This is a genomic window from Pseudoalteromonas sp. OF5H-5, from assembly GCF_021530695.1.
Classification (GTDB): Bacteria; Pseudomonadota; Gammaproteobacteria; order Enterobacterales; family Alteromonadaceae; genus Pseudoalteromonas.
Map to the genome: position 1 here is coordinate 1 of NZ_JAKGBF010000003.1, position 25,016 is coordinate 25,016.

Genomic DNA, 25,016 nt, shown 5'->3' on the forward strand with positions numbered 1-25,016 from the left:
TGCAAGGCGACTTTAATCAAAACCCCTCTACGTCACAAATCGTGGTAGGTACCTTGATTTCCATGATACCAATTATCGACCAAGTCATGGATTTACGAGATATCATTGCCAATGTCATGTTACTGACTGACGATGATGAAGCCAACGACACTGACGCTTGGCTTGCCTTTACCTTGACCGGCATTGGTTTAGTGCCAGTAGTGGGCTCAGCAGTCAAAGGCGTGGGCAAGGTTATCTTAAAAAATACTGGAGAATCGCTCTCGGCTGCGCTTGCCGTGCTGCGGCTTTTTACCCAAAGAAAAGTCGGTAAAGGCGACCCAGTTAAATACCTAAGAGACATCAACTGGCAAGACCTAGGAAAACAATCCGCCACGGAAGTTAAAAACATCGTCAAAGGCCTACGCGATTCACTTGATGACATGTCTACCAGTTGGCACTACGACCTACTGCTCCCAGACGCTGCCATCGAAGGCATGCAAGCCACGGTAAAACGCCTAGACGACGTCAACACCACACCAGAAAAGCATAACTTCTCGGCGGATAACCCACCTCCCACTACGCTATTCGGCTTGTGGTTTGAGGAGTCAGTGTGACGTGGGCCGACGTTTTCTTGATTCGCTCAATAGCGTTGTTTCAACGGAATAAACGAGGAGCGCATAAATACCACTTGAAGATATTTTTGGCTCTAACTACAGAAGTGCTGTACGGGGAATAACTAGACTAGGTTCCAAGAAAAACCCCACTGGATACGAGGTTACAGATTTTTCAAACGGAAATGCCAAAGCTATATATCTAATAGAAGATGGTAACATTAAATTGCACACATTATACCCTGAACTAAAGAAGTAAATATACGATGAATAAACTTGAAGATCCTTTAAGAACCATTTTAAAAACTTATTGTCATGTTGAAAGCTATGACCCCAGTATTTTGAGAAGAGCTGTCGGCATTGGAGAAGACTACCCTTATGACTTGATTAAAGTCAGAGCCCAACTTCGGGAGGCTATAGACTTAAATCTTATTTCACTAACAGAGTATGAAGAACTAACAGACGAAGATTTTGACTCCATAGAGGACCTTCATGAGTGGCTAGAGGAGCTCTATTCAGAGTTATTGTGAAAGTTAGCGAGTGAAATTCTTCTTAACAGGCTTTACCGACCACGGTTTTTAAAGGCCTGTAGAGCTAATGTCTAGCTTTACAACCCTTCTCATTGCTGCTAGCACAAAACACTAGACATAACGAAGCGGTAAAACCAGCCAGAGCACTAACCAAATGATGTGGGGATCCGAGCTAATAGATCGGTTTCTCCCATATCAATACCAATCTGGCTGAGTAATGTCGTTATTTGCCCTCTATGGTGCGTCTGATGATTGAATAAATGATGCACTAGAAAACCAAACTTGCGAGAAAAGGTTTTACCTTGTGTGTTTTTGTAGTGTAAATCGGCTGCAAGCGCCTCCTCAGTGACTTCATTCGCAAACTCAATAATCACCTTATCCATTTCCGCCCTTGCCTGTCTCAACGCTGCAAAATCTTCATACAGCATCGCATCAAGCTTTGTCGGCAGAGGCATTGTTGCTACAGCATTCAGTGCTTCAGCATGATGGCTATGCTCTGTATAGCGCTTAAGCCAAATAATATCGGCAACAAGAATATGGTTTAACGATCCCATAATGGATCCAAAAAAAGCCCCTCGATCTTGGTGTAATTCCGTGACGCTCAATCCCGAAACAGCTTCATATAATCTTTCGTTCATCCAGCGATTGTAATCCGCCATTAATTCAAAGTTTGCTTTCATCTAAATATTCCCTGTTCCCGTAAAAATTGACTAACCTCAACTTAGCGGCATTGGCTAGGTTAAAAAATACAAATATTTGAAGTTGAAAACAATCAATTTTATTGAACACTTTAATCTTAACTATCAATTATACAAATCAAAATGCGCGCGGCATAATGGCTCCATCAACTTAAGAAGGAAAGCAAAATGTTAAAGAATATTGAAGGTCAACGCGTACCACAGGTTACATTCCCAATTAGAGAAAATGAAGAGTGGAAGCACGTCACCACCGATGAAATTTTTAAAGGTAAAACTGTGGTTGTATTTTCTTTGCCTGGTGCCTTTACACCAACTTGTTCGTCAACGCACTTACCGCGCTATAACGAGCTTGCTAGCGTATTTAAACAAAATGGTGTCGACGAAATCGTGTGTTTATCCGTTAATGATACGTTTGTAATGAACGCATGGGCACAGTACCAAGAAGCGCAGAATATTACACTACTACCTGACGGTAACGGCGAATTCACTGACGGCATGGGCATGTTAGTTGATAAAAACGATTTAGGTTTTGGCAAACGCAGCTGGCGTTATTCAATGCTGGTAAAAGATGGTGTGATTGACAAAATGTTTATCGAACCAGAAAAGCCTGGCGACCCGTTTGAGGTATCAGACGCAGATACTATGCTGGAGTACATTAACCCGCGCCAAATCAAACCAGAGCCGGTTACCGTTATTAGCAAGATTGGCTGTCCATTCTGTGAAAAAGCCAAAGCTTTGCTAAAAGAAAAAGGACTGGCATATGAAGAGCTGGTACTTGGTCAACAAGCATCGCTAACCAGTCTTAAAGCGCTGTCTGGTCGCGAAACCGTGCCGCAGGTATTTATCGGTGGTAAACACATCGGTGGTTCAGATGATTTAGCTGAATATTTCGCTTAATCACTCATCCCCCACAACATGACTTGGTGAACTTGCTCACCAAGTCAAAATGTTCCCCCTCAACACAACAAAACACAATAGCTAATGGCTGTCATGGGGGTTTACACTTTCTGATTTCGGAGCAAAAAATGAAAAAGATAAACACCGACGTAGTCGTGATTGGTGCGGGAACAGCAGGTCTCAGCGCCTATAGAAATGCCAAAAAATATACCTCAGAAGTACTGATGATTGAGTCTGGCGTATACGGCACAACGTGCGCTCGGGTTGGCTGCATGCCGAGCAAGTTACTGATTGCCGCAGCTGAAGCTGCACATCAAATTGAAGTCGCACCTAAATTTGGTATTAATGTAAAACCCGCTGAAATTGACGGTAAAGCGGTTATGGCGAGAGTAAAGCATGAGCGAGATCGCTTCGTTGGCTTTGTCGTCGAAGCTGTCGACGAACTACCTGAGCAAGATAAACTACGCGGCAGTGCAAAATTTATCAACAGCCATACGGTACAGTTGGACGACCACACTCAGATCACAGCCAAACGTTTTGTTATCGCTACAGGTTCAAGACCTAGCTACCCCGGTGTGTTTAATAATTTTGGCGACCGCTTAGTCATTAACGATAACGTTTTTGACTGGGACAATTTACCCGACTCAGTGGCCGTATTTGGCCCCGGCGTGATTGGCTTAGAACTAGGTCAAGCGCTACACCGACTTGGCGTAAAGGTCAAAGTATTTGGTGTCGGCGGTGGCCTTGGACCACTAACCGATCCAATCGTCAAAGACTATGCTACCACTGTGTTCAGTGATGAGTTTTACCTCGACACAGATGCCAAAGTATCAGATATGAAACAGGTCGGTGACAAAGCCGAGCTTACCTACATTGACAAACAAGGGAAACCGCAAACCGAGCAGTTTGACTATGTGTTGGCAGCCACAGGTCGTGTGCCCAATGTTGATAACTTAGGGCTAGAAAATACCACGCTAGAGCTTGATGACCGAGGCGTACCGCTAGCCGACCCACATACCATGCAATGTATTGATGGCTCAGGTAACGCCCCCATTTTTATTGCAGGTGATGCCAGCAACCAGATCCCGCTTCTACATGAAGCCGCAGATCAAGGCACGATTGCAGGTGAAAATGCCGGTCGCTTCCCCGATGTGAGAGTGAGACTGCGCCGTGCAAAGCTTGCGGCGGTATTTAGCGACCCACAAATTGCCATGGTTGGAGCAAGTTATAAAGAGTTGGAAAAGCAATATGGCAATTGTGGCTGCTTTGCCATCGGAGAGGTAAGCTTTGAAAACCAAGGCCGCAGCCGCGTGATGTTAAAAAACAAAGGCCATATGCGAGTCTACGCTGAGCAAGGCACCGGATTATTCTTAGGTGCCGAATTTGTCGGCCCTGCTGCTGAGCATATGGCGCATTTACTTGCTTGGGCGCTACAAAACAAGATGACCGTGCCACAAATGCTCGAAATGCCTTTCTACCACCCAGTGATAGAAGAAGGCCTAAGAACGGCACTGCGAAATCTAAATGCAAACTTGAAGTTTGGCCCGGATATTATCAAGCACTGCTTGGAATGTGGTCCTGGTGCTTAACTTATCTCTGTTCAGGCCTCATTGTGAGGCCTGTTTTGTTGCAATTACTCGTATCTTAATGATTTTACAGGCCGCGCTTGTGCGGCAACTAGCGTCAACGAGCCGACCGTTAGCCAAGCAATTGCAAATGCTAAACTTGCTGCAATCAAAAATGGCACGATTGAAAGATCAATACGATAGACAAAATTGTTTAACCACTGCTGCATCACAAAGTACGCAAGCGGCCACGCTATCAGGTTTGCGATCAGCACTTGCTTTGAGAATTCCTTATTGATCAATATCACGATATCCATCACCGAAGCACCAAGCACTTTACGCACCCCAATCTCTTTGGTGCGCCTTTTTGTAGTAAAAGAGGCAAGACCAAATAAGCCTAAACAAGCAATGAAAATCGCCAGCATAGAGAACAAATTAAACACAATGATTTCTTTGTCTTCCTGGCGATACATCTGCTCAAATTTAGTTTGTAGATAAGTCAGTTCCATTTCTTGTTCTGGTACTAGCTTGCGCCAAGTGGCCTCTATAAAGTCGCGAGTTTGCGCTGTATCACCTTGAAATTTTATCGCCATCGAATTGCCTTCATTCTCTCTTAGCAAGTGATACGTTGGGCTTATCTCTGTTTTAAGCGAAGAAAAATAGTAGTTTTGCGTCACCCCGATGATAGTCGCCGTAGCGCTTGAATGCCGAGTTAATCGTACTTCAAATGTTTTACCAACTGCTTCATCAGCACTAAATCCTAAACTCTGCGCCGCCTTTTCATTAATCACAACCGAAAAACGCGGATTTGGCTCAGCTGCACTCGGCATCGCAAACTTATCGGCAGGAAAATCGCGACTAAACCCTCGGCCACTCAGTAACTTAATGTTGTAGCTGCTAAAATAATCTTCATCTACTGCCAATGTCGGCATGGTCTGCGACAATTGTGTTTTTGGATTAACCATCCCAAAAGCATCGACAATGGTCTCTGTTGGTACCGCTGAACTTGCTGTCACGCTGACAATACTTGGGTGAGAGAGCAGTTGTGTTTTTAATGCGCTACGCTGTTGACTGGCGATATCTGTATAAAGACGGCTCAGCACAAAAGTATTGTCTTTGTCATAACCGAGCTCTATGGCTCTTGCGTACTTTAGTTGCTGGTTAGATACCGTGGTGGCGATAATAAGCACCACGGCGACACTAAATTGAAATACCACCAGCCCTTTACGCAGCAGCGCACCAGATTTACCCTGTGTCACTTCTCCTTTAAGCACTTTAGCAGGTTTAAAGCGGCTTAGATAAAAGGCTGGGTATGCGCCTGAGATTAAGCCAACGAATAACCCTAAAAGCAACAGCGTAGTCAACACTAACGGCTCTGAATAGAAGTCAAAACTGAGCGGCTTGCCGATAAAACTCGCAAACAAAGGTAAACCAGCCTCAACCAGCGCTACAGCAATGATCAACGCGATATAACTCAACATCATCGCCTCAACCACAAACTGCATAACTAAATGCTGCTGTTTAGCGCCTAATGTCTTACGTACTCCCACTTCCTTTGCGCGCTTGGTTGCTGTGGCAGTCGACAAATTCATAAAATTAACACACGCAATAAAGAGAATAAGCGCTGAAATAACACTAAACGAATAAACGGTATTGATATCACCATTTTCTTTCATTTCACCATACTGATGAGAGTGAAGGTAAATATCGGTGATAGGCATTAATTCAAAGCCAAGGGTGTCGCTAGTTCCCGGACCATAATGATTTTCTAAATAACTTGGGATTTTTGCTTCAACATCTTCACCGGTTACCCCATCCGCTAATTTAACGTAGGTGAAATAGTTAAAACTTGGGTCACGCTGCCAGCTGTTATCACCATAATAAGTGGTGGCCGTAGCCATACTAATGAGCGCAAAGACGTTTAAATGGGTGCGCAGTGGCAAGTCTTTTATCACGGCGCTAACCTTTAACGGTAGCTTTCCTGCACCAAGTAAAGATTCTCCAACAACATTCGTGCGACCAAAATAGAGCATTGCAGCTGCTTGGGTTAAAACAATAGTGTTGGGAGCCTCAAGTGCCGACTGACGCTCTCCGTCAATTACATCTAAGGAGAAAAAATCGACGAAGTTGGGATCCGCGAGGAATACACCATCATGAAGAAAACTTTCCTTGCCTTGCCCAAGCGCAACGCTCACTTCTCGAAAGCGAGTAGCGTCAACCACTTCTTCAAAGTGTGCTTGATAGTTTTCAGCGTTAAAGACTTGCCCTTGCGCATAGTATTGTTCAGGCGCACTTGGCGGCATCCATTTTACAGACGAGCGATAGATTTGCTCATGACCCTTAATAAACTTGTCGTAACCCAGTTCAGATTCAACAAAAATAGCCATACTGATACAAATAGCTAAACCAATCGCCAAACCCAAAATATTGATTGTTGAGTAGAGTTTTTGTTGCAGCAAGCTGCGATACGCGATTAACAAGTAATTTTTAAGCACAGCGAACCTCCTGCATTTGACTCGAAACAATATGGCCATCCAAAACATGGATCGTGCGATGCGCGTAATTTGCATGGTGATCTGAGTGCGTCACCATGACTATCGTTACCCCTTCTTGGTTAAGCTGTGCTAACAGCCCCATGACTTCTTCACCATTTTTTGAGTCAAGATTACCGGTTGGCTCATCCGCTAGAATCATTTTTGGCTTTGCGACAATGGCACGTCCAACTGCAACTCTTTGCTGTTGACCACCTGAAAGTTGCTGTGGGTAATGATCTTTGCGATGCGCAATATTCACTTTTTCAAGCACGGCTGTCACACGCAGTGCTCGCTCGGCTTTAGAGATCCCCTGATAAATAAGCGGAAGCTCAACGTTTTCATACACAGTGAGCTCATCAATAAGGTTAAAACTTTGGAAGATAAAGCCAATATTGTCTTTACGAATATCAGCAAGCTGACCTTCACTTAAATGGCTGATGTCCTTGCCATCAAAAACATACTCGCCACCATCAATATGGTCTAGCATGCCGATGATATTGAGTAAGGTAGACTTACCTGAACCTGACTGCCCCATGATAGCAACAAACTCGCCACGCTCTACGGTCACCGTGACATCCTCAAGGGCGTAAGTCTCAACCAGCTCAGTACGAAAAACTTTATTTATTTTAGTTAGATGTAACATATTCTTTTGCCTTTTAATTCTATTAACGAGTCAAACTGACTGACTGCATGTCTTTAAAGCTGCTGTAACTTGAAGTGATCACTCGGTCGCCGACTGCCAGCCCATCAAGTACTTCAATATATTTGTTATTACGCTCGCCAAACGTCACCGATTTCTTCACCGCCACTTGGCTGCCCTGCTCTAGTACAAATACCCACTTGCCAGCGGTATCTTGATAAAATCCACCATTTGGTATTAGAGTCGCGGCTTTCGCATCTGCTAATAACAACTCCAACTGCAAACTTTGACCTCTACGAATGTCGCTGGGCAGCGCAGCATTAAAAGTTAAATCCACTTCAAAGCGGCCATTTGACACTTCGGCATAGACCTTTGCGAGCGTTAGCTCATACGGCTTTCCCTGCAGCGTTAACCTTGCGGTTTGTCCCGCATACACACGGCCTAGGTAAAACTCATCAATTTGGGCCGACACTTTATATTCAGACACAATATCAACTTGCCCTAAACGTGCTCCTCTCGCCTTTGACGCGCCTAATTCCGCATCTAGCGCAGTCAATTGACCATCCATAGGCGCTTTGATAATTAGATTTTCAAGATTTTTACGCGCAAAACCTAAGTTTTTATTAAGCTGCTCGACGCTATCTTCTAGCTGTGCAATTTGTGCCGTACGGATTTTTTCATCTTGTTGCTGCTGCTCAATAATTAACTTGCGGCGGTTTTTTAGATACTCAGTTTCATCTTCGGCCGCTTGTAGCTCATCTTTTGAAACTAAATTCCCGCTACCAAGGCGCTTGAACTGCGCAAGCTTTCGCTCACTTTGACTTACCTGAAAATCTAGCTCTAATAGGTTTCGTTTTAAGTTTAAACGGTTTTGATCTATCGCTAAGCGGGTATTGTGTAGGTTATTGAGCTGCTCTGAGATCTGCGCCTCACGGGAGATCACATCTAGCTGCAAACTGGTGTTGCTCAGTGCGAGCAGTTTGTCACCCTTTTTAACCATCGCACCTTCTTCGACGAAGCGCGCTTCGACTCGCCCACCTTCGATGGCATCTAGATACACAGACTTACTCGGCATGATGCTGCCTCTAAGCGGAATAAGATCATGAAACTCGCCCTTTGTCACTGTACTTATCTTGACTTTATCCATCGCCAGATTAACACGCTCCCCGCTGCTACTCGCTGCACTATCAAATGCAAAATACGCTACCATGATGACAGGTAGCGCCAGCCACCACAGCTGAAATCTTTTGTTAGGTGTTATTTTTCTGTCCATTTTGTCACTCTCTTGAGTTTAGGTTAGCCTAATAACTCAAGTTTCATGCCAAACTAAAAAATAAATAAAAATCAAAGGCATAAAATAATTTTATGGAATAATGGAACAAAAGAGTGTAAAAAAATTAAACACCTAGTGTACGATATCGTACAGTTTGATGAGGAAAGGAAATGTAATGACTATCTGCGATAAGGCAATTTTAGTTGTCGACGACAACAGCGAAATTCTCGTCGCCACGAGAATGTTGCTCAAACAATATTACAAAAAAGTCGTGACGCTAGATAATCCCCACGATATCGCTAAAACAATGTCGGAACAGGACTTTGCACTGATATTGCTCGACATGAACTTTACTCGAGAATCAACCTCCGGCGCCGAAGGATTCTACTGGCTAAAACAAATAAAAGCCTTGGATGAAGATGCCGTGGTTGTACTCTTCACCGCCTATGGCGACCTAACGATGGCAGTGGATGCCATCAAACTTGGTGCCAACGATTTTGTCCTCAAGCCTTGGCAAAATGAAAAGCTACTCGCAACGGTTGCCAATTGCATCGAGTTGAGCGCACAACGGCAAAAGTCCAAGAAGCTCACGCAAATCGCACAAATCTCAATGGCTGCGCAAAACAAACCATTCGAGCATTTAATTGCCTCGAGTCCAGCAATGGAGCAAGTTTTTCAAACCATAGAAAAGGCCGCCAAAACCGATGCCAATGTCTTAATCTTAGGCGAAAGCGGGACAGGTAAAGAAGTCGTTGCCAGAGAGCTACATAAACAGTCTTTACGAAAAGACAATACCTTCATGTCTGTCGATATGGGCACGATAGCCAGCTCTTTGTTCGAAAGTGAATTGTTCGGCCATATGAAAGGCGCATTTACAGATGCGAAAGCCAATAAGCCAGGTCGCTTTGAGCTTGCGGAATCCGGTACTTTATTTTTAGATGAAATAGCCAATATTCCGCTCGAGTTACAGGGAAAGTTGCTTACTGCGATCCAAAATCGAGTGGTTACACCAGTGGGAGGCAGCAAACAAATAGAGGTTGATCTGCGCCTTATCACCGCAACCAATATGAATTTGTATGACATGGTGCGCGAAGGCAGTTTTCGTCAGGACTTGTTATACCGCATTAATACCGTAGAGATCACACTTCCAGCACTACGAGATAGACCCCAAGATATTCCACTACTTATTGAGTTTTATGCTGATCTATACAGCAAAAAGTACAAGCTACAGTGCAAAACGGTCAGCGACAAAATGATGGCTGATTTAGTCAAGTATCAATGGCCCGGTAACATCCGAGAATTACAACACTTGGTTGAACGCGCAGTTATTTTATCTGACTCAACCCAATTACAGTTTCAGCTCGCCAGTCCAGGGGCAAGCTCTGAGGAGAGTGCGGGCTTTATTGACACCTATAACCTCGCAAAAATAGAGCAGCACACCATAGAGCGGGCGGTCCGAGACTTTAAGGGAAATATCAGCCATGCGGCTAAAGCGCTTGGGATCACCCGCGCGTCACTGTACCGTAAAATGGAGAAGTATGATGTGGAATAATAGCCTCGTTCGCATGGCCATTTTTCAACTCGCAGCCATTGTATTCGCCACACTTGGTGTGTTGGGCTTTCTCCACAGCTACGTCTTTTTGTTTAGTGGGTTATCCATTGCGATTGCAGTGCTATTCACAGTGCTGTCTATTGCCACACTGCAAAGACAGAAACAACAATTCGAAGAGGTGTTTACTGCGCTCAAGTATCAAGATGGCAGCTTTAGAATTGATAATAAGCACCCAATAAGTAAGCAAGCACTTACAACCTGTAACGAGCTTATTCAGAAAGCTCAGCAAGATAAAACCAAACAGGCAGAGCTCGTCACTACTTACGAAACCATGCTACAACACATAGAAGCAGGTCTGATCCTTATCAAAAATGGCCACACCATTTTGATTTGTAATAACAGCGCAAAGCAATTGTTGGATATTCGCGGCGCAGAGTCTGGACACTCATTACTTGCAGCACACCCAGAGCTTGAACAAGCCAAAGTAGGTAGCCACATCGCCAAAGACTTACTATTTAAATATTTTACGTTTTCCAATCAAGGTAATCAGTACCAACTTTGGCTTTTCACCGCGATTTCAGAGCAGCTAGAGAGTACCCAAATCGAGTCTTGGCAAAAGCTGATCCGCGTGCTTATCCATGAAATAGGAAACTCCGTCGCACCGATTTATTCACTCTCAAATACGCTAGTTAATATCACCAATAATCAGTTAGCTGAAGCGGTGACAGACCAAGAACTCGTTGAAGACTACCTACAAAGCCTGCAAGCGATTGGTATTAGAAGCCAGTCTTTACTTGGCTTTATTGATAACTACAGAAAGCTCACGCATATTCCTGAACTTGACCTCCAACCGCTTGCGGTACAGACTTTATTTGACGACATTACACCACTGATAAAAAGCGACTTTAGTGACGCCAATATCACTCTACACTTTGACGTGACGCCCGCTGCGCTGAGCATTAATGTTGATAGAAAGATGATAGAGCAAGTGCTGCTCAATCTACTAAATAACGCCAAAGATGCCATGAAACATAACAGCCAAGAAAAAATAGTGACTATATCAGCAACGATTAATCGCTACGGCAAATGTGAGATCAAAGTTGCTGATAACGGGGAAGGAATAGAGCCCAGCGCACTTGAGAAAATATTCGTACCATTTTTTACCACGAAATCTCATGGCTCAGGAATTGGACTTGCACTCAGCCAACAAATTATCCATCGCCACAAAGGGCGGATCAGCGCAACCTCTGAAGTAGGAAAAGGGAGCTGCTTTAGTGTATTGCTATAAGATAAATAACTAAAAATGGAGCCAACTCATTCACCATATCGTGTAGAGCTAGCTATAAACTTAGATTTCTATTTAGAACAATTCTTGATATTATCGCAACTCGTTGGGGAGTAGCCAGCTTCCAATGCTCGGAAGAGTTCGTATCAACATAATTGGCCAAAATGCCATGGTGCGGACACCTCTCGGTTGGCGAGACCATCGATATATCCATGCCTGTGGTCGGGCGTGTGGATATGTCGTGGACTCAAATCGCCCGACCGGAGCAATGTAAATGAATTTCGTCACCCTGCTACTGTTAGCATACGCCATGTCTACCGATGCGTTTGCCGCGGCAATCGGTAAAGGCGCCAGCCTAAAATCACCTCGGCTTACCGAAGCCATAAAAATCGGCCTCATTTTTGGTGTTATTGAAGCCTGTACGCCGCTGATTGGCTGGTTAATAGGACAATCTGCAGCTGGCTATGTCGAGGCTTGGGATCACTGGATTGCCTTTATCTTACTGTTAGGACTTGGCGCTCATATGATTTATGAGAGCCTTAAGGGTAATGACGATGCGCCAGCACAGCACGCAAAGCAACCTTGGTTAAAAACCATTATCACAGCGTTTGGTACCAGTATTGATGCAATGGCTGTCGGTGTCAGTCTCGCATTTGTTGATGTGAATATATGGCTCGCCGCTTCGCTCATTGGCCTTGCCACCACCATGATGGTAACAATTGGTGTGATGATTGGGCATTCGGCTGGAAAGTTCCTTGGTAGTCGAGCTGAAACCTTTGGTGGGGTGATCTTAATCTGTGTGGGAACTTGGTTGCTATATAGCCATCTTTCGATTTAATCGCAAAAAGAGCGGTATATTTACCGCTCACTTGCTTATCCCTTTACGTTAGGGCTACTTGGCTTTTAAGCCTTTTTAATCGCTTTTTTCAGCTTTTTGATTTTTGCTTCATGCTTTTCAATCTTTGCTTTACGCGCTTTCAGCTCTTTTTTAAGCGCTTTGACATCGCTTTTCTTCGCCATAACTAATCTCCTTTGGTTGTTTTGCGAACACCTACTACCATAGCAAAGTGACTGACAATATCAAACTACACCTGCGCTACTGCGTTGCCTGCCATCTAATAGTGGTAATTTTGACCAAATACTATTTTGTACAACTAAATATTAGTAAATAAATAGAGTAAGTTGATATTAAAAAACACTAACCACTTGTTTTATAAATGATTTAATGTTGGCTTGGTTGTTGCTTCTATAAGCATAAATCAAGAGAACGGAACCAACCATATGTCTGTACCATTAAAAGATAGGCCTCTCGAATCCGTTAGGGAAGAGGTGATTGACCAGTTAATTCTAAATTACAGCCACGGTGAGCTTTCGGCTGATGCATTCGAGAGACGATTGGATAAAGCATACGACCTGAACGAACAAGAACAAATTGCAGCACTTAGTGCTGATTTACCGCTAAAGTCGGATGCAAGATATCACAGCGAAAAAGCCGCTCGTTTGGGTCCAAAATTTACCTCAAGCGTAGATGGTGCTGAGGCGATAAGCATTACCTCTATACTTAGTTCCAACCATCGCAGTGGCGAGTGGATCGTACCTAAAGAGATCCAACTAAAAAATTACCTTGGCAGCTTGGAACTAGATTTTACCAACGCAATTTTTAGTCACCCTGAAGTACATATTTATATAGATTGCATTTTAGGCAGTGATGAAATCTTCGTACCAGACACAGTCGATGTCATCACCGATATTCGTAATGTTATGGGTTCAGTAGAAAACACTAGAAATACGCTTGCATCTGCAGGGCAGGTGAAACAGCGTCCACGAATTTATGTTCACGGTAGAATGATTTTGGGTAGCATTGAAATTAGCGTAAAGCGCTCAATGAAAGCACAAATAAAGCAATTTGCCGACGGCCTTAAATCCCTATTTGGTGACGGCACGAAATCCAAAAGCTAAAGCTTAATAAAAAACCCCTTGGTTCAGGGGTTTTTTATTATCCGAATAGCAGAGTAAACTTTTTACTGCTCTACAGGAAAGCCTCTATCACGCATAAGCGCTTCAACTTCAGCGTCACGGCCTCTAAACTTGCGATACGCTTCTGCTGGATCCATTGAGTTGCGAACTGAGAATAGGTAATCCACTAAACGCTGTGCAACGTCTTTGTCGTAGAAGCCACCTGGCGCTTCTGCAAACGCTTCTGCTGCATCAGAAGTTAATACCTCAGCCCACAGGTAACCGTAGTAACCCGCTGAATAACCTTCACCTGAGAATACGTGACCAAAGTGAGTTGTACGATGACGCATCACGACCTCGTCCGGCATGCCTAGCGCACCTAACTGAGACTTTTCGAATGCAACAGGGTCGCCAATCTTGTCAGGATCTGTGGTATGGAAAAGCATATCCATAATAGCCGATCCAAGGTATTCAGTCGTCGCGAAACCTTGGTTAAAGGTTGCTGACTTCTTGATTTTCTCGATTAACGCTTTAGGCATAGGTTTGCCTGTTTTATAGTGAACTAAGTAACGATTGATCACTTCGTCTGTCGCCAACCAACGCTCCAATAACTGAGATTGGAACTCGGTGTAGTCACGAACACCAGAGTTTGAACTTGGATACTTCACGTTTGATGAAAGCGCATGCAGCGCATGACCAAACTCGTGGAAATAGGTTTCTGCATCTGACCAAGAAATTAAGGTCGCTTCACCTTCTGGTGCTTTCACAAAGTTGGAGTTGTTTGAGCTAAGCACATTTGTTTTACCATCAAATGTTGTATGACTACGATATGACAACGCCCATGCACCTGATCGTTTACCTTTACGTGCGAACGGGTCTAAATACCAAAGGCCGATATTATCACCAGTGGTTTTGTCTGTTACTTCCCAAACACGAACGTCAGGGTGGAATACAGGCACCGAGCCCTTTGGCACTTCAGTGAATTCAAAGTTAAACAGACGGCCTGCTACATAGAACATCGCTTCACGCAAATTATCTAGCTGTAAATAGGCTTTAACTTCGTTTGAATCCAATTGATACTTAGCTTGGCGAACCTTCTCAGCGTAGAAACGGTAATCCCATGGCATGATTTTTATATCATTGCCTTCAAGCTTAGCAATAGATGTCATGTCTGTTACTTCTTCTTTCACGCGCGCAATTGCAGCAGGCCATACTTTTTTCATCAGCGCCATCGCATTTTCAGGCTTTTTCGCCATGCGGTCTTCAAGACGCCACTGCGCGTAATTATCGTAGCCGAGTAAGTTAACGCGTTCATGTCTAAGCTTTAGGATGTCAGAGATAATCGCTTTATTGTCGTACTCGCCACCGTTGTTGCCACGGTTATAGTAGTTGTTCCATACTTTCTCGCGTAACTCACGCTCTGTTGAGTAGGTTAAAAATGGATCCATTGATGAACGAGAGTTGGTAATCGCGTACATGTCCGCCTTACCGCGCGCTTTTGCAGCAGCCGCTGCCGACGCAACAAACGACTCAGGCAAACCTGACAACTGGTCTTTAGTGAGATAGACTACATAGTTTTCTTCATCTGCAAGGACGTTGTTTGCAAATTTAGTATGTAGCTTTGATAGCTCAAGATTAATGTCCGCGTAACGCTTAGCGTCTTCACCTTTTAGCGTCGCTCCATTGCGGGCAAAGCCGTTATAACGCATCCAAGTAATACGCTGCTCTTCTGCCGTTAGCTTTTTATATTCAGCGCCTTCGTATACCGCTTTTACCCGTTCAAAAAGCGCTTGGTTTTGGGTGATTTTAGAGCTGAACTCTGAAAACTTAGGCACAACTCGCGATTGGATTTCTCTAAACTCTGGGCTTGAAATATTTGCACTCCAAAGGCCGTAGTAGGTAAAAACGCGATCTAAAGGAGCACCCGCTCTTTCTAGTGCAACAATGGTGTTCTCAAAAGTTGGCTTAGCTGGATTATTGGCTATTGCTTCAATTTCTTTCAAATTATCAGCCATACCAATTTCAAGCGCAGCTTCTAAATCTTCAAGCTTCATTTTGTCAAAATGAGGAACGCCTTGATAAGGACCTGAAAACTCCTGTAAAAGCACGTTATCATATTGCTTACTTTGCAGTGATTTTACTGGTTCTTGGCTTTGCTCTGCTGTGCCCGCACAACCCGCAAGGGCTAAACATACAGCTGCACTTAATAATGTGATGGAAGGTTTGAACATATTGTTTCATCGCTTGTTGTTATCGTGGGATAGATATTACGGATCGTCTCTAAAAGTGCAATCGCTTTGCGGGAGAAACAAGGTTCTCTGCGATAGAGCAAAAATGCTAGTACTCATAGTAGCTTAAAGACACTAAAACTATAGTGAGTGGAGTTTTTTCATGGGTTGTTACAATTTACCTTGAAAATTTAACTAAAATCAGCCAAGTTAGTAAAAAACTGATCTGTAGGGAAAAATAATGGAAGTTGGTATTTTCATCTATGACGGTGCGGAGTGTTTAGATTTTTGTGGCCCATTTGAGGTATTCAATACCGCAAAGCGATTTATCGAAACCCCAATTAACGTCAGCTTTGTCGCGCCAAGTCATGTTCCTGTTACCTCGCGTGGCGGCATGAGTGTAAACCCCCATTACAGTATCTACTCGCACCCAAAGTTTGATTTGCTCATCGTAGTCGGCGGACTGCATCACCAAATTTGCAGTGATCACAACGTACTTAATTGGCTTGCAGAAACAGCGAACCATACCTCTCAGTGTGCATCTGTTTGTACAGGTGTGTTTTTATATGCCGAAGCAGGCCTTATTGATGGCAAGCGAGTCACCACCCACTGGCAGGATATCGACGATTTGAGAGAACAATATCCCTCTTTAGAAGTCGTTGAGGACGTAAGGTTTGTAATGGATCAGAATTTTACTAGCTCAGCGGGTATTTCGGCAGGTATCGATATGAGTCTAGAACTGGTGAAAAAGCGCTTTGGGCAATCGGTAGCAAGAAAGACCGCAACCCAAATGGATTATGACTGGCCTAGAAGTTAATAATGATGAGTAAACCCACCATTATTAAACGAAGGCCTCGCTCACTCTAGCCATTGTTGATATCTGCGAACTCTAACTCACTCACGCGCTTTTTCGCAAATACGACGACTTTATCGTATTCACTTTGCGCCTGTTCCAAGTGTGATTTACACTGCCCTGCTTGGTGCTCACGCGCATAAGTCTCTATTTTATCGAGCAGATCAAAAAGTGTTTCTGCAGCTAAATCACCAGCTTGACCTTTAAGTGCATGGCTGTACCTTGCCGAAGCGTCGCAATTACTATTTTTGATACTCAATCTAAGCTGTTGCATTTGATTTTCAGAGTCATTCAAGAATAAGGTGTACACCTTTTTAAGTAATTCTTCATCTCCAGAGAGGCGCTCGAGCACGTCAGCTTCGTTTATCGGCATGCCCGTTTGCTCTTCTGCCACGCTTTCAAACGGGTGAATAAGCACAGAGTCATCATCCTTAGCATGCACACCTAGCACATCTAGCACGTCAAATAACTGTTCGACGACCACAGGCTTAGTCACAAACTCATCCATTCCTGCATTGAGACAACGTTCTTTTTCACCCGCAAGGGCGCTGGCAGTCATCGCAATAATGATCGCATCTTTATACTTATCGCCACCTTGACCTTGACGGATCGCTCTTGTGGCCTGATAACCATCCATTCCTGGCATATTACAGTCCATAAAGATAGCATCAAAATCAACCTCTTGATGCTCAAATAACAGTAGCTTGTTCACAGCATCTTGACCATCAACGGCAAAACTCACCTTAGCTCCTTGTCCTTCCAAAATACCTTTTGCCACAATCCGGTTGATTTGATTATCGTCTACCACCAAAAAGTGACAGCCCGCGACCAAGTTACCACTTAATGCGACTGTCTCACCTGACTTCTTCAAGCTAGGCTGTAATCGAATTGCTTTATTTAAGTCAAATAGCGCGACAAATTCTCCAACCCGAAGAGGTGAAGAGATATGCACTATGTTATCAGCATCGTTAATATTCTGAAGCTCATCCCCCACTAAAATAAGTTTCTCAAAATAATTTTGAGCTGATTTCATTTGCATATAATCTTGCTCATTCGTAATGATGCATATATCACTCTGCGTCTCTTTCTCAACGCACTCACCACCGCATTTAGCGATAAGCTTAGCGATAGAGTCTGACTCCAATTTGGTTTTACTGAGCACAGAGACTGTTTTGCCGGCCAATACTTCAGGCACGTTGATGGGCTTAGTTTGCGCACTAGAAAACGGTAATTCAAACCAAAACTTGCTGCCTTTAAACTTTTCACTCTCAAAGTGAATATGACCGAGCATTTTTTCAACTAACTGCTTACAAATAGAGAGTCCAAGGCCTGTTCCACCAAACTCGTTCGAGGTATTAGCAGATTCTTGACTAAACGATTGAAATAGCTTGTTTTGATTAGCTTTTTCAATTCCAACCCCAGTGTCTTCAACTGTGACTTTCAGCCATACCGTGTCGTCTAACTGTTCGGTGGTAACGGTCAATTTCACATGACCTTTTTTAGTAAATTTAATTGCGTTACTAAGGAGGTTATAAATTATTTGTTTAACGCGCGCCGCATCCCCGCACAGTTCAATATGCGCTAAACCAGTTTGGTCCAAAATATAAGTGATACCCTGTTCTTTGGCTTTCGCCGACATAGACAGCGCGACATGTTCAATGACAGAGAGCGGGTTGAATGGTTCATTATCGATATCCAGCTTACCCGCTTCTATCTTCGACAAGTCCAGTACATCATTAATTAACGACAAAAGCGTAGTCGAGCTGGTTTCCATCATTTCTAGGTACTTATGTTGGTGCTTAGTAACGGGCTCTTTTCTCACCAAGTTTAGTGATCCTAAAATCCCATTGAGAGGCGTCCTCATTTCATGGCTGATAGTGGAAATAAATGCACTTTTCACTTCTGACGCTTTCGCTGCTTTATCCCGAGCGTCCACCAGCTCTTTGGTACGCTCCTTCACCTCTTGCTCCAGTCGTTCATTTGCTCCAACTAACTGTGCTTCCGCTTCTTTTTTCGCTGTGATGTCTTCAACGAATAGTGCGACCCCCTGAATGCGTCCATTTCCTGCGTAGATTGGAGACAAACTAAGTGAAAGCCAGATGTTTTCATGGGCATTTAAGTCTAGTTGTAATGACTTAGACTCCACCACTTCGCCCTGTAAAACCATATTGGCATAGTGAAATAAAAACTGATGCACAGCCTCTGGCAAAAACTGTGGGTTGTTACCTAAACGACTGTTATTCAGCTGTTTAAAGAAGCGCTGTGCCGACTCATTAAAGCTGGTGAGCTTTAAGTTGCTATCAAAGCCAAGCACACCATCTGATGCACCATCTAAAATCGCCTTAAACTCTGCTCGCGTTGAATCGAGCGCACGTAAACTGCTCGTATATTGCCAAAATGCAAAAAAGACTAGAGCGAATACACCGCAGGCAATAGCGAGTAAAACATAGGTCGTTAATCGTTTTTCATTGAGGCTTTGCTGATAAACAGCAAAAGGGATAAGATTAACGAGCTTAACTTCTAAGTTGTTAAAGTTAGCCCCTTCAACCTTGCTAATGAGCGCAAGAAACTGCTCTCCCGTTGATTTTTCTTCCACCAGTTGGATTTTATTGGACCATGGCGTCACGCGATATAATGTTTGAAAGTTGATTTCGGGGTTTATATCTTTGCTGTATCGTAGCGAAAATTCAGGATGATAAATAAACGAATCATCTGCACCTAAGAGCATCACTTGTTGCATACTTGGCGCTTGAGAGACAATTCTGTCTATCATCTTTTCAGCATTGGTATTAATTACCAATATACCAAATAAGTCGTTATCTATATCGTAAGTCGGTAAAGTAAAACGTTTGGTTGGTTGAAAAGGCGTGACGACTTGTCCGTGCTCGCGATTTAAGTTGATTGTTGTGGAATAGATAGTGCGTTCTGGCAGTTGCAGTGCTTGGATAAAGTAATCACTTTCGCTCTTATCTTGTAGTTTGCTATCGGATACAGCAATTACCTGCCCTAGCTGTCGCTCAACCCTAACCATTTCCATCCCAGAATGGGCGTCAAGTAGGCGGATTTGGTTAAGGCCATCATACGAATATAACATTGACCTAAAAATCGTACTTAGTCGTGCCCGCCAAACATCAAGCGGCGTGTTTTCTTGAGGGTCGATACCATCGTTTTTTTCCGCTCTGGCGATCCCCTGAATTGGCGGGGTGTCTAGCAGAAAATAAAGAAACCGGCGGTTATCGTCGATCTCTCCCAAATAAATATTGTTTTGCGCCGAATGTACCTGCTCTAAGCGCTGATAAAAGCTTTCGTTAAGGTCGCGATGGATACTGTTTTCAAAATATAAGATGGCACTCACCATCACGGCGAGCAGCAGTACAATAGCGCCCTTAGCAATATTGGAAGAAGACACATTTTCTCCTTGGACAGTGGTCTAACTGTTAGGCATAAAGACCTAAAATGCGTTTGCACTTAAGCACAAGGAGCAGCTATAAGCAAACGCATTATTAAATCTAGTCCAAATAGGCATAAAGACAAAGGTTCCTTACCATGGACTCAGAATAATAAGTCAGGTCATTTACAACGTAATGCCTTTGCGATTATGAAAACGGTGATAATCAATGCTTGGCCCTTCTGGTACCACTTGGGTTGGATTGATCATCGTATGGCTAAAGTAGTAGTGCCTTTTAATGTGGTAAAAATCAACCGTATCTGCAATACCTTGATGTTGATATAAGTCACGCACATACGCAGAAATATTGGGGTAATCTTCGATTTGCTTAATGTTGCACTTGAAGTGACCATGGTACACGCTGTCGAAACGGATGAGAGTCGTAAATAATCGCCAGTCGGCTTCCGTTAATTGTCCTTTCACAAGATAACGTTGCGCAGCGAGTCTTGCTTCGAGCTTATCTAGCGCGTTAAATAACGCGCTTACCGCATTGTGATAAGCATCTTGGGTTGTCGCAAATCCGGCCTTATATACGCCATTGTTGATATTGTGATAAACAAAGTCGTTTATTTCATCGATTTCATGCTGTAGCGCCTCTGGGTAATAATCGGTGTCGTTTCCCGTTATCTGGTTAAAGGCACGATTAAACATACGAATGATTTCACTCGATTCGTTGCTCACGATTTGCTCCGTTTGTTTATCCCAAAGGACTGGCACCGTGACTCGACCCGAATAATTTGGGTCTTTTTTCGTATACAGCTGATGCATAAAACTGAGCTGATACAGGCTATCACCGACTTCTGGACGCTGACTGGTAAAACACCAACCTTGATCTAACATATCAGGGTCTACAATCGATACATCAATATGCGCCTCTAATTGTTTAAGCTGTCTGAAAATAAGCGTTCTATGAGCCCAAGGACACGCAAGGGAAACATACAAATGGTAGCGTCTGGATTCGGCTTTAAAACCCGCTTTACCCGTTGGCCCCGCACTGCCGTCTGCTGTTACCCAATTTCTTAGTTTTGCAGACTCACGCTCAAACTTGCCTTGGCTACTTTTTGTGTCATACCACTTATCGTGCCACTGACCGTCAATTAATAATCCCATGTAAACCCCCTATACAATATCGCCGAAGCGTCCTTGTTGATAATCTTTTACCGCTTGATGAAGCTCCTCTTGGGTATTCATCACAAATGGTCCCATATGCGCTATTTTTTCATTAATCGGCTGCCCTGCGAGGATCAAAAAGCCAACATCATCCGTCGCGAGGAAATCAAGGTTTTGACTTGGGTCAAGCTCAAGCAACGTTTGCTCCCCATAGTTTTCAAATCCAGCGATGCGGTTAATATTTACGCCAGCACCATCTTGTGTTGCCTGTGCTTTGTTCGTTCGGATAATGTTCATAATAGCTCTCGGGTTAACCTGAACTTGGAATAATCAGTTCAGCGCAATTATTTAATAGTTAGCCTACCAAACCTGCGCGAGAATAAAATTAGTCAAATTTGGCTATTTCGTTCTATTGCGTCGAATGATTGTTCCAATCTATTACAACGCGTAGTCACACTGGTCAGAACAGTCTTTAACATTGCTCTCACCTAACAATTTTTAACAGTATTTACACAATTATCTGACAAGCTTGTGGAGCTACAATTTAACCCTTAATAGGAGCAAAGGATGAGGTCCCTAAGTTTATTGTTTGCGCTGGCACTACTTGCGGCGTGTAGTTCAACAAGTCCGGTAAGCGTAAATACGGTTGCAGGTCCCCCAACGAATCTTACGGTTGAGATCACTGATGTGACCAATACCGATGGTCAAATGCTAGTACTGTTATTTGACAATAGCGCTGACTACCACAGCGATAAAAATGTGAATGATCCAGACGCTCACTTTTTTCGCAAGCTGATTGTCACACCACAAACTCCTACCACGACGGTCACTTTTGAAGGCGTGCCTGCAGGCCAGTATGCGATCCACGTGATCCATGACGAAGATGGTGATGGCGGCATGGATCGGATGATCTTCCCATTTACCGGCATGCCAAGTGAGCCTTATGCACTGTCGAATAACATTCACGATAGCTTTTCAAAAGGCGATTTTGAAGAGGCTTTGTTTACTGTAAAGGCCCCTGACACTAAGATCCAACTTGCCCTCTCTACGCATTTATCAAAAATGACGGGGCTGTAATGCTTAAATACTCACAGGTGCTGCAATGCCTGTGAGCTACCTTTTAAGTTCTGACATTTGTCATTTTATTTTCTGACAACCCTCACTCACGCTTCATCTTATAGCAGCGCATACTGCAAATCGTACAGTTCAGTAGGAGCGAAGACGGTGAGCAACGCCATTGAGTTATCAAATATCAGTTTTGCATACAACAATACTAAGCCAATATTAGCAGACCTAAACCTTACGCTTGAACAGGGTAAGGTTTATTCCATTCTTGGTCCAAATGGCGCAGGAAAAACCACCCTGATCAATATAATGCTTGGCAGACTAAGACCCACATCAGGACTAGTCTCTGTTCTTGGTCATCAGCCAGAGTCTGACTTTTGTCGCCAGCGCGTAGGTGCCATGATGCAGTTAGGCGGGCTACCTCTGCAAACCAAGGTGAGGGAGTTTCTGGCGTTATTTGCAAGTTACCATCAAACCCCAATTCCATTGGAGCGGTTAATTTCACTCTGCCAATTAGCACCATTTTTAGAACAAACTTTCGATACGTTATCTGGAGGTCAAAAGCAACGACTGTTTATGGCAATTGCACTAGCAGGCAATCCCGACATTGTTTTTTTGGATGAACCTAGTGTTGGTATGGATGTAGAGTCAAGGCAGCAACTGTGGCAGGCCGTACGGACGTTAAAACAACAAAATAAAACGGTACTCCTTACCACACACTATCTTCACGAGGCAGAAGCATTAGCGGATGAATTGTTAGTGTTAAAAGAAGGAAAGTGTACCAAGCTTAACGACATACCTGAGCTTGCCAACACCTATCGTCGCTCACAAATCAAGTTCACCAGCGACCTACCTGCTGCTGCACTGGTTAACGCATTTCCTATGATAGATCTGCATGTTAAAGGCGAGCAGTTCACTATATTGACGGATGAGCCAAACCATATTGTGCAGCAGGTATTAGAAAAATTTTCTATCCGCAATTTGTATGTAGCCCCAATGAGCCTCGAAGAAGCTTATTTATCCCTAATGAATGCTAGGAGCGCTTAACCATGATAAACACAGCATCCTTTATACTTGAAAGCAAAACTGAACTTTTGAGCACATTTAGAAGTAAGGGTTTTGTGATCCCAGCCACACTATTTCCTTGCTTGTTTTATCTTTTCTTCGGCGTGGTGTTCAGTCATCATGACTCCCATAACTATATGTATATCAATTATCTGATATTTGGCATGATAGGACCTGCGCTATTTTCCTTTGGCGTTAACGTCGCCCTTGAAAAGCAAAATGGTTGGCTGATACTCAAGCAGCTCTCTCCCGTTTCTCCCTATCAGTATCTGCTCGCAAAATGTGTGAGTGCGACGGCTTTTTCATTGCTCGTAGCCTGCTTAATGAGCTTGCTGGCATTATTTTCCGGCGTGTCTTTAAGTTTAGCTCAATGGTTACTCGTGATTGCCATTGCCCTGCTCGGCACCTTGCCTTTGTGTATGTTAGGGCTGTTAGTTGGGCTGTCAGTGTCAGCAAAAGCGGCACCTGCGGTGGTTAACTTAATTTACCTACCACTCTCGTTGCTTTCTGGCCTGTGGCTGCCTATCATGTTATTCCCTGAAGCGATGCAATGGTTTGCTTGGCTGTTGCCCACTTTCCATATTTCCCAATTGGCGCTTTCGACCATTGATGCCACCTTGGGTTTTCCAGTTTATCTCCATGTGGCCGTCCTAATTACACAAACGCTTGCATTATTCTTTGTCGCGCAAATTAAATTTAAGCAGGCTTAACCTACAATATACTTAATGTGGCAATAAAAAGGCCTGCAGATGCAGGCCCCAATAAGGATCAATAGTAAGAAAATAATTTAACTTAGATATTAAGGCTTAGCCTCAAATTCAGGTTCTGCTTCGGCGGGTCGCTGCCGCTCAACAAAGATTGTTGCCAATAACGTGGTAATAACACAAGATAACAAAATCGACTTAAGGATCTCGTAGTTGTAGTAAATTAAACCCCAGCTCCAAAATTGTTTAGCAAACGCTTCATCAACGCCTAAATACTCTAAATTACGGATAATATTTTCACCAAAGGCAGCTAAATCCACTAAAACAAACGCAAAAAAGATACCATAAAGCAGTGGATCAGCATGAGTCATATAGATGGCGCGCCAATTATCGGGGTTTGTCCGGCGTATATAGCGTAATGAAAAACGCACTCTGTATTTCAAGAACAGCAACATAACCAGATCAACAAGAAAGTGCGTACCAAAAATTAGTGCATTCGTTTGAAAGGCAGGCAAGCCTTGTGAATTAAGCTTAAATAGGAATGAAACTACTACATACTCAATTACTACCAACGAGAAGAGTATTACAGCTATATGCTTTATATTCTCCAGCTTCTTTCCTAAATAGCACAATACTAGAACGCTCAAAAGTATCGCACTATACGTATAAAGTTCAATATTAAAATATGCCGCTGAAAATAGAGTGGCAATGACCACTCCAAATATTAAGAAAATAGAGGATAACTTCATTGTGTTTCCTTGAAGTGATTGATACCGGGAGAGCGACTTTCCGGTTCTAGTTTTGGGTCTTTTATTTTATTGCCACCAACTCCACCTATAACAAGGTCAATATCTTCGTTGGCCAAAGGCACACTATTCAATTTATTAATATTTGTGCAAGGTTTTGGAACTACAACCTCGATAATGATGGAAATAAATTGCATTAGGTTATTAAACTGGCGTGTTGTATTATTTTTTAAAAAGCGCATGATGACGTCCTTTCTAGGTTAAGTTTTGCGGTGTA

21 protein-coding genes, 1 pseudogene and 1 riboswitch are annotated in these 25,016 nt (G+C 43.4%); of the genes and pseudogenes, 12 read left to right on the forward strand and 10 right to left on the reverse strand.

Annotated elements, in window-relative coordinates:
- Together L1271_RS04945 and L1271_RS04950 are read left to right on the forward strand one after the other, a co-directional pair.
- A pseudogene (locus tag L1271_RS04945) lies at window positions 1-593 on the forward strand (hypothetical protein); the annotation flags it as partial.
- A 263-nt stretch (window positions 594-856) separates the two neighbouring features.
- Complete coding sequence (locus tag L1271_RS04950; RefSeq protein WP_095727608.1) at window positions 857-1,120, forward strand: hypothetical protein; 264 nt, start codon at window positions 857-859, stop codon at window positions 1,118-1,120.
- A 146-nt stretch (window positions 1,121-1,266) separates the two neighbouring features.
- Here L1271_RS04950 and L1271_RS04955 read toward each other — a convergent pair whose 3' ends face one another.
- A complete protein-coding gene (locus L1271_RS04955) occupies window positions 1,267-1,800 on the reverse strand; it encodes a DinB family protein (RefSeq protein WP_102058209.1) in 534 nt (177 codons plus the stop codon).
- Window positions 1,801-1,986: 186 nt separating this feature from the next.
- Here L1271_RS04955 and L1271_RS04960 point away from each other — a divergent pair, with 186 nt between their 5' ends.
- Together L1271_RS04960 and L1271_RS04965 are read left to right on the forward strand one after the other, a co-directional pair.
- Entirely contained in the window at window positions 1,987-2,715 is a 729-nt protein-coding gene (locus L1271_RS04960; protein WP_010605622.1) for a glutathione peroxidase, read from the forward strand.
- A gap of 128 nt (window positions 2,716-2,843) precedes the next feature.
- A complete protein-coding gene (locus L1271_RS04965; RefSeq protein WP_235367021.1) occupies window positions 2,844-4,304 on the forward strand; it encodes a dihydrolipoyl dehydrogenase in 1,461 nt (486 codons plus the stop codon).
- Window positions 4,305-4,348: 44 nt separating this feature from the next.
- Here the strand turns inward: L1271_RS04965 and L1271_RS04970 are convergent, their stop codons facing one another.
- The 3 genes from L1271_RS04970 to L1271_RS04980 are packed head-to-tail and all read right to left on the reverse strand — an operon-like array spanning window position 4,349 to window position 8,727.
- Window positions 4,349-6,775 (reverse strand): ABC transporter permease, encoded by a 2,427-nt coding sequence (locus L1271_RS04970; RefSeq protein ID WP_235367022.1) that lies wholly within the window; start codon window positions 6,773-6,775, stop codon window positions 4,349-4,351.
- A complete protein-coding gene (locus tag L1271_RS04975) occupies window positions 6,768-7,457 on the reverse strand; it encodes an ABC transporter ATP-binding protein (RefSeq protein ID WP_010605619.1) in 690 nt (229 codons plus the stop codon). The genes L1271_RS04970 and L1271_RS04975 overlap by 8 nt, the downstream gene beginning before the upstream one ends.
- A 22-nt stretch (window positions 7,458-7,479) precedes the next feature.
- Entirely contained in the window at window positions 7,480-8,727 is a 1,248-nt protein-coding gene (locus L1271_RS04980) for an efflux RND transporter periplasmic adaptor subunit (RefSeq protein WP_235367023.1), read from the reverse strand.
- Between the two features lie 175 nt (window positions 8,728-8,902).
- On the opposite strand from L1271_RS04980, the gene L1271_RS04985 reads away from it, so the two are divergent.
- The 4 genes from L1271_RS04985 (at window position 8,903) to L1271_RS05000 (ending at window position 13,523) form a co-directional block, all read left to right on the forward strand.
- Window positions 8,903-10,279: a sigma-54-dependent transcriptional regulator gene (locus L1271_RS04985; RefSeq protein ID WP_235367024.1), complete on the forward strand. Its 1,377-nt coding sequence runs from the start codon at window positions 8,903-8,905 to the stop codon at window positions 10,277-10,279.
- Entirely contained in the window at window positions 10,266-11,567 is a 1,302-nt protein-coding gene (locus L1271_RS04990) for a sensor histidine kinase (RefSeq protein ID WP_235367025.1), read from the forward strand. Before L1271_RS04985 ends, L1271_RS04990 begins: the two co-directional genes overlap by 14 nt.
- A 93-nt stretch (window positions 11,568-11,660) precedes the next feature.
- A riboswitch (yybP-ykoY riboswitch) is annotated at window positions 11,661-11,831 on the forward strand.
- A 7-nt stretch (window positions 11,832-11,838) separates the two neighbouring features.
- Window positions 11,839-12,402, forward strand: coding sequence for a manganese efflux pump MntP (locus L1271_RS04995; protein WP_010605615.1), 564 nt, complete (start codon window positions 11,839-11,841; stop codon window positions 12,400-12,402).
- 443 nt (window positions 12,403-12,845) lie between these two features.
- Window positions 12,846-13,523 carry a LiaF domain-containing protein gene (locus L1271_RS05000; protein ID WP_235367032.1) on the forward strand — a complete coding sequence of 226 codons (678 nt, stop codon included), beginning with the start codon at window positions 12,846-12,848 and terminating at the stop codon, window positions 13,521-13,523.
- Between the two features lie 62 nt (window positions 13,524-13,585).
- On the opposite strand, the gene L1271_RS05005 is transcribed toward L1271_RS05000, so the two are convergent.
- A complete protein-coding gene (locus L1271_RS05005; RefSeq protein ID WP_235367044.1) occupies window positions 13,586-15,751 on the reverse strand; it encodes a M3 family metallopeptidase in 2,166 nt (721 codons plus the stop codon).
- A gap of 238 nt (window positions 15,752-15,989) precedes the next feature.
- Here L1271_RS05005 and L1271_RS05010 point away from each other — a divergent pair, with 238 nt between their 5' ends.
- Entirely contained in the window at window positions 15,990-16,565 is a 576-nt protein-coding gene (locus L1271_RS05010) for a DJ-1/PfpI family protein (RefSeq protein WP_211865402.1), read from the forward strand.
- A 46-nt stretch (window positions 16,566-16,611) separates the two neighbouring features.
- On the opposite strand, the gene L1271_RS05015 is transcribed toward L1271_RS05010, so the two are convergent.
- From L1271_RS05015 to L1271_RS05025, 3 genes are all read right to left on the reverse strand, one after another.
- Window positions 16,612-20,010 (reverse strand): ATP-binding protein, encoded by a 3,399-nt coding sequence (locus tag L1271_RS05015; protein WP_235367050.1) that lies wholly within the window; start codon window positions 20,008-20,010, stop codon window positions 16,612-16,614.
- Window positions 20,011-20,175: 165 nt separating this feature from the next.
- Window positions 20,176-21,159 carry a glutathione S-transferase family protein gene (locus L1271_RS05020; protein WP_235367052.1) on the reverse strand — a complete coding sequence of 328 codons (984 nt, stop codon included), beginning with the start codon at window positions 21,157-21,159 and terminating at the stop codon, window positions 20,176-20,178.
- A gap of 9 nt (window positions 21,160-21,168) precedes the next feature.
- Window positions 21,169-21,456: a pirin-like C-terminal cupin domain-containing protein gene (locus L1271_RS05025; RefSeq protein WP_442960394.1), complete on the reverse strand. Its 288-nt coding sequence runs from the start codon at window positions 21,454-21,456 to the stop codon at window positions 21,169-21,171.
- A 270-nt stretch (window positions 21,457-21,726) separates the two neighbouring features.
- On the opposite strand from L1271_RS05025, the gene L1271_RS05030 reads away from it, so the two are divergent.
- The 3 genes from L1271_RS05030 to L1271_RS05040 all read left to right on the forward strand — a co-directional run bounded on the left by L1271_RS05030 (window position 21,727) and on the right by L1271_RS05040 (window position 23,999).
- Complete coding sequence (locus L1271_RS05030; protein WP_010376030.1) at window positions 21,727-22,236, forward strand: DUF2141 domain-containing protein; 510 nt, start codon at window positions 21,727-21,729, stop codon at window positions 22,234-22,236.
- A 147-nt stretch (window positions 22,237-22,383) separates the two neighbouring features.
- Window positions 22,384-23,271 carry an ABC transporter ATP-binding protein gene (locus L1271_RS05035; RefSeq protein ID WP_235367059.1) on the forward strand — a complete coding sequence of 296 codons (888 nt, stop codon included), beginning with the start codon at window positions 22,384-22,386 and terminating at the stop codon, window positions 23,269-23,271.
- 2 nt (window positions 23,272-23,273) lie between these two features.
- The gene (locus L1271_RS05040; protein WP_174169110.1) at window positions 23,274-23,999 is read left to right on the forward strand and encodes an ABC transporter permease; all 726 of its coding nucleotides are present in this window, start codon (window positions 23,274-23,276) and stop codon (window positions 23,997-23,999) included.
- A gap of 89 nt (window positions 24,000-24,088) precedes the next feature.
- On the opposite strand, the gene L1271_RS05045 is transcribed toward L1271_RS05040, so the two are convergent.
- Window positions 24,089-24,742 (reverse strand): hypothetical protein, encoded by a 654-nt coding sequence (locus L1271_RS05045; protein WP_235367061.1) that lies wholly within the window; start codon window positions 24,740-24,742, stop codon window positions 24,089-24,091.
- Entirely contained in the window at window positions 24,739-24,981 is a 243-nt protein-coding gene (locus L1271_RS05050; RefSeq protein ID WP_235367063.1) for a hypothetical protein, read from the reverse strand. Before L1271_RS05050 ends, L1271_RS05045 begins: the two co-directional genes overlap by 4 nt.
- Window positions 24,982-25,016: the final 35 nt, after the last annotated feature.